Origin of the sequence: Paracoccus sp. R12_2 (genome assembly GCF_017744015.1) — a bacterium.
GTDB lineage: Bacteria > Pseudomonadota > Alphaproteobacteria > Rhodobacterales > Rhodobacteraceae > Paracoccus.
Map to the genome: position 1 here is coordinate 58,735 of NZ_JAGHRA010000016.1, position 17,092 is coordinate 75,826.

The 17,092-nt window shown below is 64.8% G+C and carries 18 protein-coding genes; 12 read left to right on the forward strand and 6 right to left on the reverse strand.

Annotated elements, in window-relative coordinates; genetic code table 11:
• Window position 1 precedes the first annotated feature (1 nt).
• The 3 genes from J7359_RS16410 to J7359_RS16420 form a co-directional block, all read right to left on the reverse strand.
• The gene (locus tag J7359_RS16410) at window positions 2-1,192 is read right to left on the reverse strand and encodes an MFS transporter (RefSeq protein WP_209058245.1); all 1,191 of its coding nucleotides are present in this window, start codon (window positions 1,190-1,192) and stop codon (window positions 2-4) included.
• A gap of 14 nt (window positions 1,193-1,206) precedes the next feature.
• Window positions 1,207-1,851, reverse strand: coding sequence for a bifunctional 4-hydroxy-2-oxoglutarate aldolase/2-dehydro-3-deoxy-phosphogluconate aldolase (gene eda / locus J7359_RS16415; RefSeq protein ID WP_209058327.1), 645 nt, complete (start codon window positions 1,849-1,851; stop codon window positions 1,207-1,209).
• A gap of 132 nt (window positions 1,852-1,983) precedes the next feature.
• A complete protein-coding gene (locus J7359_RS16420) occupies window positions 1,984-2,646 on the reverse strand; it encodes a hemolysin III family protein (RefSeq protein WP_209058247.1) in 663 nt (220 codons plus the stop codon).
• Between the two features lie 297 nt (window positions 2,647-2,943).
• Here J7359_RS16420 and rpsB point away from each other — a divergent pair, with 297 nt between their 5' ends.
• Both rpsB and tsf read left to right on the forward strand, forming a co-directional pair.
• Complete coding sequence (rpsB, locus tag J7359_RS16425; RefSeq protein ID WP_209058329.1) at window positions 2,944-3,741, forward strand: 30S ribosomal protein S2; 798 nt, start codon at window positions 2,944-2,946, stop codon at window positions 3,739-3,741.
• A gap of 95 nt (window positions 3,742-3,836) precedes the next feature.
• Complete coding sequence (gene tsf / locus J7359_RS16430; RefSeq protein ID WP_209058248.1) at window positions 3,837-4,715, forward strand: translation elongation factor Ts; 879 nt, start codon at window positions 3,837-3,839, stop codon at window positions 4,713-4,715.
• 322 nt (window positions 4,716-5,037) lie between these two features.
• On the opposite strand, the gene J7359_RS16435 is transcribed toward tsf, so the two are convergent.
• Window positions 5,038-5,781, reverse strand: a complete 744-nt coding sequence (locus J7359_RS16435; protein WP_209058249.1) for a helix-turn-helix transcriptional regulator — start codon at window positions 5,779-5,781, stop codon at window positions 5,038-5,040.
• Window positions 5,782-5,956: 175 nt separating this feature from the next.
• Between J7359_RS16435 and J7359_RS16440 the strand changes: the two genes are divergently transcribed.
• The 3 genes from J7359_RS16440 (at window position 5,957) to J7359_RS16450 (ending at window position 8,523) form a co-directional block, all read left to right on the forward strand.
• A complete protein-coding gene (locus J7359_RS16440; RefSeq protein WP_209058331.1) occupies window positions 5,957-6,553 on the forward strand; it encodes a d(CMP) kinase in 597 nt (198 codons plus the stop codon).
• A gap of 91 nt (window positions 6,554-6,644) precedes the next feature.
• The gene (locus J7359_RS16445; protein WP_209058250.1) at window positions 6,645-7,766 is read left to right on the forward strand and encodes a Ppx/GppA phosphatase family protein; all 1,122 of its coding nucleotides are present in this window, start codon (window positions 6,645-6,647) and stop codon (window positions 7,764-7,766) included.
• A gap of 1 nt (window position 7,767) precedes the next feature.
• Window positions 7,768-8,523, forward strand: coding sequence for an RlmE family RNA methyltransferase (locus J7359_RS16450; protein WP_209058251.1), 756 nt, complete (start codon window positions 7,768-7,770; stop codon window positions 8,521-8,523).
• On the opposite strand, the gene J7359_RS16455 is transcribed toward J7359_RS16450, so the two are convergent.
• Both J7359_RS16455 and miaA read right to left on the reverse strand, forming a co-directional pair.
• Window positions 8,511-9,569, reverse strand: a complete 1,059-nt coding sequence (locus J7359_RS16455; RefSeq protein ID WP_209058253.1) for an AraC family transcriptional regulator — start codon at window positions 9,567-9,569, stop codon at window positions 8,511-8,513. The genes J7359_RS16450 and J7359_RS16455 overlap by 13 nt on opposite strands.
• Window positions 9,570-9,673: 104 nt before the next feature.
• Window positions 9,674-10,558 carry a tRNA (adenosine(37)-N6)-dimethylallyltransferase MiaA gene (gene miaA, locus J7359_RS16460; RefSeq protein WP_209058333.1) on the reverse strand — a complete coding sequence of 295 codons (885 nt, stop codon included), beginning with the start codon at window positions 10,556-10,558 and terminating at the stop codon, window positions 9,674-9,676.
• A gap of 92 nt (window positions 10,559-10,650) precedes the next feature.
• Between miaA and pyrH the strand changes: the two genes are divergently transcribed.
• The 7 genes from pyrH (at window position 10,651) to rseP (ending at window position 17,029) form a co-directional block, all read left to right on the forward strand.
• Window positions 10,651-11,385 carry a UMP kinase gene (gene pyrH, locus J7359_RS16465; protein WP_209058256.1) on the forward strand — a complete coding sequence of 245 codons (735 nt, stop codon included), beginning with the start codon at window positions 10,651-10,653 and terminating at the stop codon, window positions 11,383-11,385.
• A 12-nt stretch (window positions 11,386-11,397) separates the two neighbouring features.
• Window positions 11,398-12,189: an ion transporter gene (locus J7359_RS16470; RefSeq protein WP_209058258.1), complete on the forward strand. Its 792-nt coding sequence runs from the start codon at window positions 11,398-11,400 to the stop codon at window positions 12,187-12,189.
• A gap of 196 nt (window positions 12,190-12,385) precedes the next feature.
• Window positions 12,386-12,949 carry a ribosome recycling factor gene (frr, locus tag J7359_RS16475; RefSeq protein ID WP_209058259.1) on the forward strand — a complete coding sequence of 188 codons (564 nt, stop codon included), beginning with the start codon at window positions 12,386-12,388 and terminating at the stop codon, window positions 12,947-12,949.
• A gap of 8 nt (window positions 12,950-12,957) precedes the next feature.
• A complete protein-coding gene (gene uppS, locus J7359_RS16480) occupies window positions 12,958-13,692 on the forward strand; it encodes a polyprenyl diphosphate synthase (RefSeq protein ID WP_209058260.1) in 735 nt (244 codons plus the stop codon).
• Window positions 13,689-14,540, forward strand: coding sequence for a phosphatidate cytidylyltransferase (locus J7359_RS16485; protein ID WP_209058263.1), 852 nt, complete (start codon window positions 13,689-13,691; stop codon window positions 14,538-14,540). Before uppS ends, J7359_RS16485 begins: the two co-directional genes overlap by 4 nt.
• A gap of 3 nt (window positions 14,541-14,543) precedes the next feature.
• Window positions 14,544-15,701, forward strand: coding sequence for a 1-deoxy-D-xylulose-5-phosphate reductoisomerase (gene dxr, locus J7359_RS16490; RefSeq protein WP_209058264.1), 1,158 nt, complete (start codon window positions 14,544-14,546; stop codon window positions 15,699-15,701).
• Window positions 15,698-17,029 carry an RIP metalloprotease RseP gene (rseP, locus tag J7359_RS16495; protein WP_209058266.1) on the forward strand — a complete coding sequence of 444 codons (1,332 nt, stop codon included), beginning with the start codon at window positions 15,698-15,700 and terminating at the stop codon, window positions 17,027-17,029. The genes dxr and rseP overlap by 4 nt, the downstream gene beginning before the upstream one ends.
• The last annotated feature ends 63 nt before the right edge of the window (window positions 17,030-17,092 follow it).

A 17,092-nucleotide genomic window follows, 5' to 3' on the forward strand; every position in this document is an offset into this window, starting at 1 on the left:
ATCAGGCCTGCTGCGGGCGCATGGTCAGCCAGATCAGCGCCGCCCCGGCCAGGACCAGGAAGGGCAGCATCGCCAGGTTGACCGCGCTCCATCCGGCCTGGGCCGAACCGCCAAGGCAATTCATCAGCCCGCCCGACGACAGCGAGGCCAGAAACACGCCGCCGAACACGAACAGGTCGTTGACACCCTGCACGCGGCCGCGCTCTTCGGGGCGATGGGCGCGGGTCAGCATGGCCGTTGCGCCGATATAGCCGAAATTCCAACCGATCCCCAGCAGCACCAGCGCCCCGAAGAAATGGCCAAGCTGTACCCCGGACAGGGCCACGGCCCCGGCGCAGGCAAGAATGACAAGGCCTAGCCCGACGATCCGTTCGGCCCCAAACCGCGCGATCAGCGCGCCGGTGAAAAAGCTGGGCGCGAACATCGCCAGGACATGCGCGCTGACGATATCGGCGGCATTGTCGGGGGCGAAACCGCAGCCGACCACCGCCAGCGGGGTCGAGGTCATCACCAGGTTCATCAGCGCGTATGAAACCATCCCGCAGATCATCGCGACACCGATCTGGGGTGTCCGCAGCAGTTCCAGCATCGGACGTCCCGGCGATTGGCCCGGTTCCGGCGCTGGCGGCTTCGGGATGTCGAGGAACGCGAACAGGAATGGTCCCAGAAGGTTCAGACCGATGATCGCCAGATAGCTGGCCATGAAGGGAACTGCGGTCAGATTGTCGGTGGTCCGCACGATCATCGGCCCGATGATCGCAGAGGCAAGCCCGCCCGCCATCACCCAGGATATCGCGCGGGGGGCAAAGTCCTGGTCCGCCGTGTCGGTCGCGGCAAAGCGAAAGAACCCCTGCGCGGACATGTAAATGCCGCTCAGCAGTGATCCCAGCAGGAACAGGGCAAAGGATCCGTACCACAGCCCGGCGGCCGCGATGGCTGCGCCAAGTCCGCTGGCTGTCACGGCCAGCAGAAAACCCGCGCGGCGTCCATGATGCTGCATGAAGCGCGCCAGTGGTCGCGCGGCGATCGCCGAACCCAGCACGATCATCGAGATCGGCAGCGTGGCCAAGCATGCATTCGGCGCCAGAATCTGTCCGGCAAGGCCACCGATGATGAAATTGACGGGCATCTGCGCGCCCAGAATGGCTTGCGCCGCGACCAGAACCGCGACGTTGCGATGTGCCCTGTCCATGATCCTGCGCCCGTTCAGTCCCTGCGCAGCGCCGCCGCGGTGCGGGCCCGGCCTTCGATCGCGGACCAGTTGCCATCGGCCACGTCCTGATCGGTCACGATCCAGCTGCCGCCGACGCAGACCACGTTGGGCAGTGAAAGATAGCTGTGGGCATTGTCGGGCGATACACCGCCGGTCGGGCAGAAACTGATCGTCGGCAACGGACCTGCAAGGGATTTCAGTGCCGGCGCGCCGCCGACAGCCTCGGCGGGAAAGAATTTCAGCATGTCGAACCCGGCATCTGCCGCCCGCATCACCTCGGATGCGGTGACGGCGCCGGGCAGAAGCGGCAGTTCCAGATCGGCGCAGGCATCGATCAGCCGGTCGGTCAGCCCGGGCGAAACCGCGAACTTGGCGCCCGCGTCCTTGGCGCGCTTGGCGTCGTCGGGGGTCAGCACGGTGCCGGCCCCGACCTGGCCACCCTCGACCCCCGCCATCTGGCGGATCGCGTCCAGCGCGGCATCGGAACGCAGCGTCACCTCCAGCACAGGCAATCCGCCCGAAACCAGCGCACGGGCAAGATCCGCGGCTTTCGTGGCATCCTTGATCACGATGACCGGAATCACCGGAGCCATCTGGCACAAGGCGCGGGATTTCTGCGATTGTTGCTGCGGGGTCATGGCGGTGCCTCTGTCTTGCATGTCAGCCGCAACCTGACCCCACTCGACCTTGGATGCAAGAAGATTGCCAGTCTGCCGCCGTCCTGTGGTGAAATTTTGTTAACGCTATCGGCGGCGCGTCCGCTGGTCTGGTCAGAGCGGCATCTGGCGAAACACGGTCAGGACCGCACCGTAATGCGCGGCCGCCGCTGCAACCACGAAACCGTGCCAGATCGCGTTCTGAAAGCGCAGCCGTTCCCAGACGTGAAAGATCACCCCGGCGGAATAGATGACGCCGCCGACAACGATCAGGATCACGGAAAGCGGTGGCAGATGCGCCGCGATGGGGCCGATGGCGACCAGCCCGCTCCAACCCATCAGCAGATACAGAATGACTGCCAGCCGGTCATGGCGGCCGGGCAGGGCGCATTTCAGGGTGACGCCCAGCCCCGCCATCGTCCAGATCGCCACAAGCATCGCAAAGACCACCGGATGGCCGATCCCGGGCTGCAGGAACGGCGTATAGGTCGCGGCGATCAGGATGAAGATCGCCGAATGATCCAACCGGCGCATGATCCATTTGGCGCGTGAGGGCGGCAGCATGTTATAGATGAATGACACCGCCAGCGCGCCCACCAGCCCCAGCCCATAGACCCATGCGGCAAGCTGTGCGCCGGTGCTGCCCCAGGCGCTGGCCTGCAGGATCAGGACGGCTGTGCCGATCAGCGCCAGCAGCACGCCGATCGCATGAACGATGCCGTCGGCCAGAAGCTCTTGAAAGTCGTAATGTCTGCCGAATTTGAACTGGCTGCTCATCTGGGTCTGGGCCTGCAAGGCTGAAACTGCGTCATGAGGTGATGATGAAGGCGAGGTCGCCGGGGTTCAATTGGTTCTTTTGGTCAAGGCGCGTGCGGGCGCGCGAATGCCGCTTATCGCGCATCCTGCACCAGAATTCGCGGCGTTGCCCCTTGCATTGCGCGGCCGCAGGGTCTATCTGCGCGCTCACTTCACAGGCAGGGGAGGGCTTTGCGGACAGACATCCCGCAAGGTCCACCGGTTGAGGCAAAAGCCTTCAGAACCCCTGCCAAGGCGCAAACCGGAAAGGACATGGATATGGCGCTTCCCGAATTTTCCCTGCGTCAGCTTTTGGAAGCTGGCGTTCACTATGGTCACCAGACGCAACGCTGGAATCCGCGCATGGCGGAATTCATCTATGGCGACCGCAACGGCATCCACATCGTCGATTTGACGCAGACCGTCCAGATGCTGGACGCGGCACTGCAGGTCGTGCGTGACACCGTCGCCAAGGGCGGCCGCGTGCTGTTCGTCGGCACCAAGCGTCAGGCGCAGAAGCCGATCGCCGATGCGGCCGAACGTTCGGCGCAGTTCTACATGAACCATCGCTGGCTGGGTGGCACGCTGACCAACTGGAAAACGGTCAGCCAGTCGATCAATCGCCTGAAGGCGATCGACGAGACGATGGCCGCCGGTGCCGAAGGCATGACCAAGAAAGAGCGTCTTGGTCTGGAACGCGAGCAGGCCAAGCTGCAGGCCTCGCTGGGTGGTATCCGCGACATGGGCGGCCTGCCGGACCTGCTGTTCGTGATCGACGTGAACAAGGAAGACCTGGCGATCCTGGAAGCCAAGAAACTGGGTATCCCGGTCGTCGCTGTCGTCGATACCAACTGCTCGCCCGATGGCGTTGACTACATCATCCCGGGCAACGATGACGCTGCTCGTGCCATCTCGCTGTATTGCGATCTGGCCAGCCGCGCCGCCCTGGACGGCATGACCGCGCAGATGGGCGCGGCGGGCGTTGATGTCGGTGCTCTGGCAGAGACCGCCGAAGAAACGCTGGACGACGGCGAGGCGGAGGCAAAAGCCGACGAGCAGGCCACCGCCGACGCCTGATCCGGTTCACGGATCGAATTTTACCGTATGTTTACGGAATTGTCGTCAGGCGGGGATATTCCCCCGCCTGACGTGTCGAACAAAGGAGACGGATCATGGCTATCACCGCCGCGATGGTGAAAGAGCTGCGCGAAAGCACCGGCGCAGGGATGATGGATGCCAAGAAGGCGCTGACCGAAACGGACGGCGACATGCAGGCCGCGCAGGACTGGCTGCGCACCAAGGGTCTGGCGAAAGCCGCCAAGAAATCCGGACGCGTCGCCGCCGAGGGGCTGGTTGCCGTCGCCGTGCGTGATGGCAAGGGTGTCGCGGTCGAAGTGAACTCGGAAACCGACTTCGTTGCCAAGAACGAAGAATTCCAGAACATGGTCCGCAAGATCGCCGGTGCCGCGCTGGACGCCGGTGACGTCGAGGCGCTGAAGGCAGCGCCGCTGGACGGCAAGACCGTCGCCGATGTCGTGACCGATGCCATCGCCAAGATCGGCGAGAACATGACCCTGCGCCGGATGTCCACGGTCGAGGCGCCGCTGGTGGTGTCCTATGTCCACAACTCCGCTGCCGACGGCATGGGCAAGATCGGCGTGCTGGTCGGCCTGGACGGCGGCAACGAGGAAATCGGTCGCCAGATCGCGATGCATGTCGCAGCCACCGCGCCCGCCTCGCTTGGTCAGGACGACCTTGACCCGGCACTGGTCGAGCGTGAGAAGCAGGTTCTGACCGAACAGGCCCGCGAGTCCGGCAAGCCCGAGGCCGTGATCGAGAAGATGATCGAAGGCCGGATGAAGAAATTCTTCGAAGAGGTCACGCTGACCGGTCAGAAATTCGTCATCAATCCCGATATCACCGTCGAGGAGGCTGCGAAGGAAGCTGGCGCCAAGATCGTGGGCTTCGCCCGTGTCGAAGTCGGCGAAGGCATCGAGAAGCGCGAAGAGGATTTCGCGGCAGAGGTCGCCAAGACGCTTGGCGGTTCCTGATCCCGACAAGCTTTCGGGAACATCGTGAAACGAACAGGACGCCGGCCGGCAAGGCCGGCGTCTTTCCGTTTCAGGCGACCATGCGCGTAGCTGATGCCGGATCACACCCATTGATGACGCCGCCCCGCCGCGCGGCGCGAAGCCGGCGACAGAGCGGCCGGGACAAGCCCATGGTGCCGATCCGGGCAACAATCGGATCCTGCGGCACCGCGTTCCTGGCGCCCGAAAGCACCATCACTCATGGAACGGCACAGGTTAACGCCTTTCGCGCGGACGAATGAAAGTCGGGAAATCCATACCTGTGCTGGGGTTTCGGCCTTCCTTATGCGAAAAGCTGCTGCGTCAGATGCGCCGTCAGAATGGCTTGTCCGGTGTTTCTTGCGCCAACCGCGTCGCGGGCGAGGCGAAGATGCTTCTCGACGGTTGCGGCCGAGATGCCCAGGATGATCGCAGTTTCGGCCACGGTCTTGCCGGCCGAACTCCATTCCAGAACCTGAATCTGACGCTCGGTCAGACGTGGCACAAAAGTCGGGCGCCGGATCGAAGCCATCCGCATGTGCATCACGTTGCTCAGCACCATAACTTCGCGCTGATGCCGGGTCCAGACGCGGTCTTCGTCGTCGTGACTTGCGCCTGCATGCGGGTTCAGCACGACAGCGCCATGACTGCGCAACACGCAGTTCTTCAGGCTGACCAACCGTGCGGACAGAAGACCGTAATCGCGGGCCAGCGAAACGGACTGGGTGGCGGCGTCTTCGCTTGCCCGGTCTGACCCGCATGCCAGCAGATCGCGGGTCGAGATGCTGCCGGTATTCTGCCGCGACCAGCTGGCCCAGGGGGAGGCGAGGATCAGGTTGCGTGCCGTCAGCGTCTTGACGAAATCCTGCGGCATGGTGCTGAAAATTTCGATCCTTTCCTGAAGCACGGCGGGGGGCACGGCCATCATGAAGCGTGCCGCGTAGAAGATGTTCCGGAACCCGAGCCGCGCCATCGCGCGGCGATAGGATGCCTGAATCTCGGCGGTGGTGGTGGCGTTAACGACGGCTTCAAAACTGGATATCGGCATGGAAACGAACGGAAGTTGCTGAAATACCTGCAGATAAAACGGCACCATGGCTGGTTTTCCAAGGGCTAAATTCAGGGGCGGGCGGTGGTGCCATTGGCCCATCTGCGCTGGACCTTTCCCCGCCAGACATGCAATGAGGGTCGCACATCGCATCAGACAGCCCTTGACGACAGACATGCCTTTCATCATCGCCATCGACGGCCCGGCGGCATCGGGCAAGGGCACCATCGCCCGCGCGCTTGCATCGCATTTCGGGTTCCATCATCTGGATACAGGTCTGCTGTATCGCGCGACCGGCGCGAAAGGCGGAGATCCGATCGTCTCGGCGCGCGACCTGACGCCCGATGATCTTCAGCGCCCCGATCTGCGCAGCGCGGCGGCCGGCCAGGCGGCCAGCCGGGTGGCGGCGATCCCCGAGGTTCGTGCCGCGTTGCGTGATTTCCAGCACCGCTTTGCAAATCAGGAACCCGGTGCGGTCCTCGATGGTCGCGATATCGGCACGGTCATCTGCCCCGATGCGCAGGTAAAGCTGTATGTCATTGCCTCGGACGAGGTGCGCGCCACACGCCGCGCCGCCGAACTGGGGGCGGATGTCGCGGACATGCTGAACGAACTGCAGCAACGTGACCGTCGCGACAGCGAACGTGCAGCGGCACCGCTGCGTCCCGCGACGGACGCCATCGTCATAGATACGACCGATCTTGCGATCGAACAGGCCGTCGCGACGGCCATCGCTGCCGTGCAAAGCGCCCGCGAGCTGCAACCTCGCTGACGCCTCGGCGCACGATCCTGTGCAAGCGCCCTTGATCGTGCCGGTGCGGGACGTTACCTTTTGTTCAACTTGTCATCGGAGGGCGTGTGTCATGGCGCCCAAGCGTCCAGCGGGTGCGGACGCGTTCCCGAAACTACCGGTCGAGCCGTCGGACACCCGCCAATCCGAGGAGGGGGCGCTGTATGCTGCCCTCGATCTCGGCACGAATTCTTGCCGGATGCTGATTGCCCGTCCACGCGGCAATCAGTTCCAGGTCATCGACAGCTTCTCCAAGCCCGTGCAGCTTGGACTGGGGCTGGAGGCTTCGGGGCGACTGTCTCGTGGCTCGATGGCGCGTACCGTTCATGCATTGCAGGTCTGCCGGCGCAAGCTGGAACAGCACCGGGTGCGGAACATGCGCCTTGTCGCCACCGAGGCCTGCCGCCGCGCGCGCAACAGCCGTGATTTCCTGCGCACGATTCGCCGCGAGACCGGCCTGCCGGTCGAGATCATCGACGCCGAGGAAGAAGCGCGGCTTGCCGTGATCTCTTGCGCGCCGCTGGTCAGCCAGATGACCGAGACCCTGATGGTCGTCGATATCGGCGGAGGTTCGACCGAGCTGGTCTGGATCGACCTCGAGGATGTCGCGCCCAAGGAGCGGCCGCGCGCAATCATGCGCCTGTCGGACGGGTTCGCCAATCCGATCCCGGGTGGTGCGCGGGTGGTCGACTGGATCAGTGTTCCGTTGGGCGTCGCCACGCTGCGGGATCAGTTTGCCGATGTCGAGGACGATCAGGGGCGCTTTGCGCTGATGAGTTGGTATTTCGAGGAGTTGCTGGCCGATTTCGCACCCTACGCCGACGGTTCGCCCGATGAGGGGTTCCAGATCATCGGCACTTCTGGAACCGTCACCACGGTCGCGGCAAGCCATCTTGGGTTGCGACGCTATGATCGGACCAAGGTGGACGGGCTTGAAATGACCACCGAACAGATCGATCGGGTCATCCATTCCTATCTTGCGCTTGGTCCCGACGGGCGTCGCAGCGATCCCCGGATCGGGCGCGAACGCCATGCCCTGATCATGTCGGGCGCCGCGATCCTGCAGACGCTGATGCGGGTCTGGCCCACCAGTCGCCTCTCGGTCGCTGATCGCGGCCTGCGCGAGGGGTTGCTTTATGCCCAGATGGTGCGCGATGGGGTGCTGACACCCGATGGTGTGAACGGAGTGGCATGAGATGACGAAGAAACCGGCCAGCCGGGCGGGCAAGACCAGTGGACGCGGGCAGCGCGACCTGAAGGTTCGGGTCAAGACCGCCAAGGGGCGCAAGCTGTCCAGCAAGCTGTGGCTGGAACGGCAACTGAACGACCCCTATGTGGCGCGCGCGCGTCGCGAGGGCTATCGCGGCCGTGCGGCGTTCAAGATCCTTGAACTGGACGACAAGTACGGCTTTCTGGTCCCCGGCGCGCGTGTCGTCGATCTGGGATGCGCGCCGGGGGGATGGTGCCAGGTGGCCGTTTCGCGCGTGAACGCACTGGGCGAAAAATCGGGAAAGCCGGTCGGTCGCGTGGTGGGCGTGGATCTGCAAGTCGTCGATCCGATCCCGGGTGCCGAGATCCATCAGCTTGATTTCCTTGACGATGGTGCCGATGATCAGGTCAAGGCATGGCTTGGCGGGCCGGCGGATGTGGTGATGTCGGACATGGCGGCCTCGTCATCGGGGCACAAGGGGACCGACCATCTGCGGATCGTGGCGCTGGTCGAGGCGGCGGCGCAACTGGCCTTCGACGTGCTCGAACCCGGCGGAACCTTTGTCGCCAAGGTGCTGGCCGGCGGGGCCGAGGCCGAGATGCAGGCGATGCTGAAGCGGAATTTCGACAAGGTCGCAAATGTGAAGCCGCCGGCAAGCCGCAGCGATTCATCCGAGAAATTCGTGGTCGCAACCGGATTTCGCGGGCGTGGCCCCGAGGCAGGTCAGGATCAGCAGGGCTGAGCGCGGAACATTTCCGGCGTGCGGCCCGTGGCGGCCACGAAGGCGCGGGTGAAATGGGCGTGGCTGGAATAGCCCAGGTCCGACGCGATGCGCGACGGGCTGCGCTGGCTGTGCCGCAACAGATCGACGGCCCGTTCCAGTCGCAATTCGTGCAGCACCTCGACCGCGCGTCGTCCGCGTGCCGCAAGACATGCGCGATCCAGCGCGGCGACGGTGGTGCCCAACTCGTCAGCAAGATCGCCCAGTGAACCGTTCTGCCCCAGCCGCCTTCCGGCCAGGTCCAGGAAACCGTCCAGCAGCGCATGGCCGGTCTGCGCCTGCGGATCGCCCGCCTCGACTGGCCGCAGGCGGTCAAGCTGGCGCAGGCGCAGCGACAGCAGGTTCAGCAGGCAGCCGGTCGTCGCACTGTTTGGATCTGCCGATTCCGCAGCCAGATCCGACAGCACGGCCAGGATCTGTGTGCCGTGTCCACCGACGCTGGCGGTCAGACCGGCATCGGGCAGGAGAGGAATGGCAGCGGCAGCCATCTGCGGCGCGATCAGCGCGACATGCCCTGCGGCATCCGGCATCGGCAGGATCGCGAAGGCGGTGCCAGCGACGATCAGGCGCAGTTCGCCCGCCCTCAGATCATGGTGCTGGCGCGGGAAGGACAGTCGAACGCTGCCTGCGGTCACCCAGATCAGCATATGATCGGTGCGGGTCCGAGGTGAGGCGGCACGTCCATTGCCACCCTGAAACACATCGCGCAATTGAAACAGGCGCAGGCCGGCTGGCTGGGACGTTGCCTGGCGAAGGCGTGCCGGGCTGCGAAACGGCGCGGTGACCTTGCGTTCGGCGCCGCTATCTTGCGCACGATATCCCGCGCCTGACAGCGCGGGACCGGCGGATTGCCGCGCATGCCCCTGCGGAATGACGGCGCTTGTGACATTCGCGTGGCGCAGCCGGGCATCCTGTGCAGGCGTTGCGCCCGGCAGGGTGATGTGTTGCAACAGGCTGGTTCCGAACGGAAAGCCGTTGCGGATCTGGCCCTGCTGATACGCCGACATTATCCGTTACCTGCCCGCAAGAAGAATAAGCGAATTATCGCCTATCTCAGTGGGGGACTCAACTGAGATAACGTCCATTTGTGCAGGGAAATCTTAAAATGGCGTTAATCCGGGCCGGCCTGCCAGGTTTGCCAATCGCGCATCCTGCCACGGAACCAGATGCGTTGCGCCTTGGCATATTGGCGCGTCGCCACGATGCCGCGCTGTGTCGCGGTCGGCAGGTCGATCTGTCCCTGCAGATAGGCGATCAGGTCAGGCGCGCCGATGGCGCGGGCCCATTGGCGGGCGGGATCCCATTGCGGCAGCATCGCCCGCACCTCTTGGATCGCCCCGTCTTCAAGCATCTGGTGAAACCGGCGCGCGATACGGTCGGCCAGCCAGTCGCGATCGGCCTGGATCAGCACCCGCTGGCCATCATCCGGCCCGATCAGCGGCGGTGGCGTGTCGGCCTGCCAGTCGCGCAGCCCGCGCCCGGTGGCGCGCAGCACCTCCCACGCGCGCTGGACGCGGGCCGGGTTGCGGGTGTCGATATTGTCGCGGGTGGCTGCGTCCAGTTCGGCGGTCATCCGGGCCAGTCCGTCCGGTTCGGCGATCCTCAGATCGGCCTCGGACCGGATCTGCGTCGGGGTCGGTGGCACATAGGCCAATCCCTGCGTCACTGCGGTCAGATAAAGCCCCGTCCCCCCGACGATGATCAGGCGCCGGTCCATCAATCCACGCACCTCGCGCAGCCAGTCGCCGACCGAATAGCTGCGATCCGGTCCGACATGTCCATACAGCGCATGTGGCGCCGCCACTTCGTCCGCGGCCGGGGGGCGGGCCGTCAGCACCCGCCAGCACGACCAGATCTGCAGCGCATCGGCATTCACGATCAGCCCGCCCTGCGCCTGCGCGACGGCAAGCGCCAGCGCCGATTTGCCGCTGGCGGTCGGGCCGGCGATCAGCAGGTGGCGCGAGGCGTCGATCCGTGTCAGATCGGGGATATGCATGGGCAGTTCCGGCAGGTTGAACCTGACCGCCTTTTGCGACATTTTGCGCCGCGATGAAAGCTGCGGGCCGCCCGCCCAGGAAAGGACAGGACATGACCGATCAGAAGGGCGTCACGCCCGCGCAGTACAGCCGCGTGATGCTGAAGATCTCGGGCGAGGCGCTGATGGGGGACCAGGGTTACGGCCTGCATCCGCCGACCGTCGGTCGGATCGCCAACGAGGTCGAATCGGTCGCCACGATGGGCGTCGAGGTCTGCATGGTGATCGGCGGCGGCAACATCTTCCGCGGTCTTCAAGGCAGCGCCCAAGGGATGGAGCGGACAACCGCCGACTATATGGGCATGCTGGCGACGGTGATGAACGCGCTGGCGATGCAATCCGCGCTGGAGGCCAAGGGGCTGCATTGCCGCGTGATCAGCGCCATCCGCATGGACGAGGTCTGCGAACCCTATATCCGCCGCCGCGCCATTCGCCATCTGGAAAAGAAGCGGATCGTGATCTTCGCCGCCGGCACCGGCAACCCGTATTTCACCACCGACACCGCCGCCACCCTGCGCGCCAACGAGATGAACTGCGAGGCGATCTTCAAGGGCACAAAGGTCGATGGTGTCTATGACAAGGATCCCAAGAAACACGATGACGCCAAGCGCTATGGCAATGTCAGCTATGACGAGGTGCTGCAGAAACATCTTGGCGTCATGGACGCGTCGGCCATCGCACTTGCGCGCGACAATCGCCTGCCGATCATCGTCTTCTCGCTGGATGAGCCGGGCGGCTTCCGCACGATCCTGGAAGGCAACGGCACCTATACCCGCGTTCACGACTGAGACGGCAGGCACATGAACGGGCTGCGCGAACGCATCGACCGGCTGGTTCACGGCCGCATCATGCAGGGGCTGATCACCGCGGTGATCCTGTTCAACGCGCTCATCCTTGGGCTCGAGACATCGGCTGTGGTCATGGCGCGGCTGGGGCCGATGATCCTGTTTCTGGATGCCCTGTGCCTTGCGGTCTTCGTGATCGAGATCGCGGCCAAACTGTTCGCGCGCGGATGGCGTTTCTTTCGTGATGGCTGGAACATCTTCGATTTCGCGGTGGTCGGAATCGCGCTTGTGCCTGCCGCGCAGGGGCTTTCGGTGCTGCGCGCGCTGCGGATCCTGCGGCTGCTGCGAATCGTCTCGGTCACGCCGCGCCTGCGCCGCGTGGTCGAAGGGTTTCTGTCCGCGCTGCCGGGCATGGCCAGCGTGTTCCTGCTGATGGGCATCATCTTCTACATCGCAGCGGTCATCGCCACCAAGCTGTTCGGACAGGCATTCCCGGAATGGTTCGGCACGCTGGGGGATTCGGCCTATTCGCTGTTTCAGATCATGACGCTGGAAAGCTGGTCCATGGGCATCGTCCGCCCGGTGATGGAGGTCTATCCGAACGCCTGGGCGTTCTTTGTGCCGTTCATTCTGGTGACGACCTTCGCGGTGATGAACCTGGTGGTCGGTCTGATCGTGAATTCGATGCAGGATGCGCATCAGTCCGAGGAAAACGAGATCACCGGCGCCTATCGCGATCAGGTGCTGGCGCGACTGGAATCGATCGAACGTCGCCTGTCCGCGCAGGCGGACGACCGCTCTGATTGATCCGTGCGGGCTGGCGATGCCCTTCGCGAAATGCATTTAAGTTCTTGTCGTCACGCGGTCTCCGGGGTCTCACGTGCCTTTGAGGACCGGACGCAGTGTGGGTGGCGCAACCTCGCCCATTTTAGGGGCAAAGGCTTTGCCAAGCCTCGCCATTGCGGTTACAAGCGGTGAAAATTCAATTCAGAGGCAGTCCGACATGGCAGAGGACATCGAAATAGACATCGACGATCTTGAGCGCCGCATGAAAGGCGCGATGGAAAGCCTGCGCCACGAATTCGCTTCGCTGCGCACGGGCCGCGCCTCGGCCTCGATGGTCGAGCCGGTTCAGGTCGAAGCCTATGGCCAGATGACCCCGATCAACCAGCTTGGCACCGTCAACGTGCCAGAACCGCGCATGGTGACCGTCAACATCTGGGACAAGTCGATGGTCGGCAAGGTCGAGAAGGCGATCCGGGAAAGCGGTCTGGGCATCAACCCGCAGACCAATGGCACCATCATCATGCTGCCGATCCCGGAACTGAACGAGGAACGGCGCAGGGAACTGACCAAGGTCGCGGCGCAATATGCCGAAAGCGCGCGGGTCGCGATCCGCAACGTCCGCCGCGACGGCATGGACCAGGTCAAGAAGGGCAAGTCCAACGGCATGCCCGAGGATGACCAGAAATTCTGGGAAACCGCCGTTCAGGAACTGACCGACAAGATGATCGGCAATGTCGATGAGGCGCTAGAGGCCAAGCAGGCCGAAATCATGCAGGTCTGAGAGGGATCATGCCCGCCGATACCGCACAGGCCCTGACGACGGGCGGCGCCGATGGTCGGCCGCGCCACGTCGCGATCATCATGGACGGCAATGGCCGGTGGGCGACCGAGCGTGGCTGGCCGCGTCTGGTCGGTCATCGGCGCGGCGCCGAACGCGTCAAGCAGATCGTCCGCGCATGCCCCGATCTTGGCGTCAACTGGCTGACCGTCTATGCCTTCTCGACCGAGAACTGGAAGCGCTCGACCGAGGAAGTCCTGGGTCTGATGAAGATCTTCCGCCGCTATATCGAACGCGAGGCCGAAGAACTGTCGGCCGAGGGTGTGCGGCTGCGTTTCATCGGCGGACGCCACCGGCTTGATCCCAAGCTGCAGGCACTGATGGCCGCGATCGAGGCGCGCACGGCGGGCAATACCCGGCTGAACCTGACTGTCGCGATCAATTACGGCGGGCGCGACGAACTGGCGCGTGCTGCCGCGCGGCTGGCGGACAAGGTCGCCCGTGGCGAGGTCAGCGATCCCGGCGAGCAGGATCTGGAACGCTGCCTGGATACCGCCGGTCATCCTGACCCCGATCTGGTGATCCGCACATCGGGCGAGACGCGGACATCGAACTTCCTGCCGTGGCAGGCCGCCTATGCGGAGTACGAATTCACACCGACGCTGTGGCCGGACTTTACCCCCGATCACATGGCCTCGATCCTTGACCGCTTCGGCCTGCGCGAGCGTCGCTACGGGGGCGTATGAGGGCCAGCCCGCCCATAAGCCCAAGACCGCCCGCACCGTCCGGCAAATGGGCCGATCTGTCGCGTCGGCTTGCTTCGACCGCCGTGCTTCTGGGCATCGGCGTTCTGCTGGCCTTTGCCTCGGGCGTGTGGCTGCGGCTGGGAATGTCACTGATCGCCGCGATTACGTTCTGGGAACTGGCCGCGATGACCGGCTGGCGGCACCCCGAGATGCATCTGACCCCGTTCGGACGCTGGCGGCCGATCGCGTTGGCGGCTGTGGCCGCGCTGGGTCAGTTCGCGGCCTTGGTCAGTTTTGGCCAGTGGGGCTTCCTGTTCCTGCTGCTGCCGATCGTGGTCGGCTTGCCGGGCGCCGCGTCGCGCGATCGGGTTTCATATACGGTCTTCGGGCTTGCGATCCAGCTTGCCGTTTTCGGGCTGGTCGGCTTTCGCGAGGAACTTGGGCTGGCGTTCGTGCTGTGGCTGATGGGGATCGTGATCGTCTCGGACACGGCGGGCTATTTCTTTGGCCGTATTCTGGGCGGGCCGAAATTCTGGCCCGCGCTGAGTCCCAAGAAGACCTGGTCGGGCACGATCGCGGGGTGGGTCGGAGCGGCAATACTGGGTGCGCTTCTGTGGCTGTCCGGGCATGGCGACGCGACCTTGATCTGGGTGTCGCCGCTTGTCTGCCTGGCGGGGCAGTTGGGCGATATTGCCGAAAGTTGGTTGAAGCGCCGGGCCGGGGTCAAGGACAGCTCGAACCTCATCCCCGGTCATGGTGGGTTCATGGACCGGTTCGACGCGGTCACGGGCGCAGTGCTGGCAACATTGCTGATCGGCCTTTTGACCAGCCTTCCGGTGGTGAGCTGAGCCATGCGGCGCATATCGATCTTCGGCGCGACCGGTTCGGTCGGCGCGAATGGCGTTGACCTGATCCGCCGTGCGGGCGGGGCCGACGCTTACGATGTCGTCGCGCTGACCGGCGGGCGCAATATTGCGCGGCTGGCGGCGATGGCGCGGGAATTGCGCGCCGATATTGCCGTGACCGCACATGACGATCTTCTCGACGATCTGCGCGACGCGCTGTCCGGCAGCGGGGTCGAGGCAGCTTCGGGTGCCGGGGCGTTGCGTGACGCGGCGGCGCGGCCGACAGACTGGGTCTTGTCCGCGATAGTCGGCGCCGCAGGGCTGGTGCCGGGCCTGACGGCCCTGACGCAAGGCGGCGTTCTGGCCCTGGCGAACAAGGAATCGCTGGTCTGCGCCGGCCCTCTGATCCATGCGGCCGCCGACAGGGGCGGCGCGACGGTCCTGCCGGTCGATTCCGAACACTCCGCGATTTTTCAGGCACTTGGCGATGATGATCTGGCCAGTGTGCGCGACGTGACGATCACCGCCTCGGGCGGTGCCTTCCGCGACTGGCCGCTGGAACGTCTGGCGGCGGCGACCGTCGCCGAGGCCTCGACCCATCCGAACTGGGCGATGGGGCAGCGGATCACCATCGACAGCGCCTCGATGTTCAACAAGGCGATGGAAGTCATCGAGGCGAAAGAGTTCTTTGGTCTTCGCCCCGACCAGATCAAGGTGCTGGTCCACCCGGAATCGATCATCCATGCGATGGTGGGTCATCTGGATGGCGGCACGATCGCGCATCTCGGCGCACCCGATATGCGCCATGCCATCGGATACGCGCTGAACTGGCCGGACCGCGCCCCGCTGCCGGTCGCGCCGCTGGATCTGGCAAGGATCGGCAGCCTGACCTTTCGCGAACCCGATGAGACGCGGTGGCCCGCCCTGCGACTGGCCCGCGAGGTGATGGCGGCGGGCGGCATGGCCGGTGCCGTCTTCAACGCCGCCAAGGAACAGGCATTGGATGATTTCATCGCAGGCCGCATCCGCTTCACGCAGATGGCCCCGCAGGTCGAGGCGACATTGACACGGCTGGCCGGGCAGCCGGGCTTTGCCTACGCACCCGCCGATCTGGAGACCGTCCTTGCATGGGACGCAGCAGCACGACAGGAGACTGCCGCATGAGCGAACTGATCCCGCAATTCGGCGGTACGCTGTGGACACTGGCCGCATTCGTCGTCGCACTGGCGGTGATCGTGACTGTGCACGAGTACGGGCATTACATCGTCGGGCGATGGTCGGGGATCCGGGCCGAGGTCTTCTCGGTCGGGTTCGGCCCGCGTCTGGCCTCGCGGCGTGACCGGCGCGGCACGCTGTGGCAGGTCGCGGCGATCCCGTTGGGCGGCTATGTCCGCTTCATGGGTGACGCGAACGCGGCCAGCGCCGGTGTCGGGCGTCCGGTGGACCCGGCCCTGCGGCGCCAGACGCTGACCGGCGCCCCGCTTTGGGCGCGGTTCGCCACATTGCTGGCCGGTCCGGTCTTCAACTTCGTGCTGTCGATCCTGATCTTTGGTGGCTTCGCGATTGTTCAGGGCTTGCCCACGCAGGATGTCCGGATCGGGTCGATCGCACCCAGCCCGCCGGGCGTCGTGAACCAGTTGCAGCCCGGCGACAGGATTCTTGCGATCGGCGATCAGCCGGTCGAGACATGGGCCGATATCGGTCAGGCGGCGCAGACCCTGCCGGTTGCACCACAGCAGGACTGGCGGGTTCTGCGCGACGGGGCCGAGGCCACGGTTCAGGGCCCCGACCCGATGCCTGCGCGGATCACCGGCGTTGCGCCGCGCAGCGCCGCGGCCGAGGCGGGGCTGATGGCGGATGACGTGGTCACGGCGATCGACGATCAGCCAGTCACGCGCTTTACCCAGATGCGCGATCATGTCGAGGCCGCGCAGGGTCAGCCGCTGCTGCTGCAGGTCTGGCGGCCGGGGCAGGGTGTGGCAAGCTATACTCTGGTCCCCAAGGAGCAGGATCTGCCGGTCGCCAGCGGCGGCTTCGAGAAACGCTGGCTGATCGGCGTGACGGGCGGCGAAAGCTTCTTCACCCCGGCAACGCGCCGGGCCGGGCCGATCGAGGCGCTGTGGCTGGGTGTCGGGCAGACCTGGGGTATCATCGTGTCGTCGCTGACGGGCATGTGGGCGATGATCACGGGGCAGATCGGCAGTTGCAATCTGGGCGGCGCGATCAGCATCGCCGAAAGCACCGGGCAGGCGGCCAGCGCGGGCGGCGCCAGCTTCCTGTGGTGGATCGCCGTGTTGTCCGCGGCCATCGGTTTCCTGAACCTTCTGCCGATCCCGGTTCTGGATGGCGGGCACCTGATGTTCTATGCGTGGGAGGCGGTGACCGGGCGTCCGCCCTCGGACCGGGCGCTGAACCTGTTGACTGCGATCGGCATGGCCGCGGTGCTGACGCTGATGATTTTCGGACTCACCAACGATCTTTTCTGCCCCTGATGCGCGATGCGCTTTTGACAGGGAAGGACGTTTGAGGCACAAGCTTAACGCAAAAGAACGCGC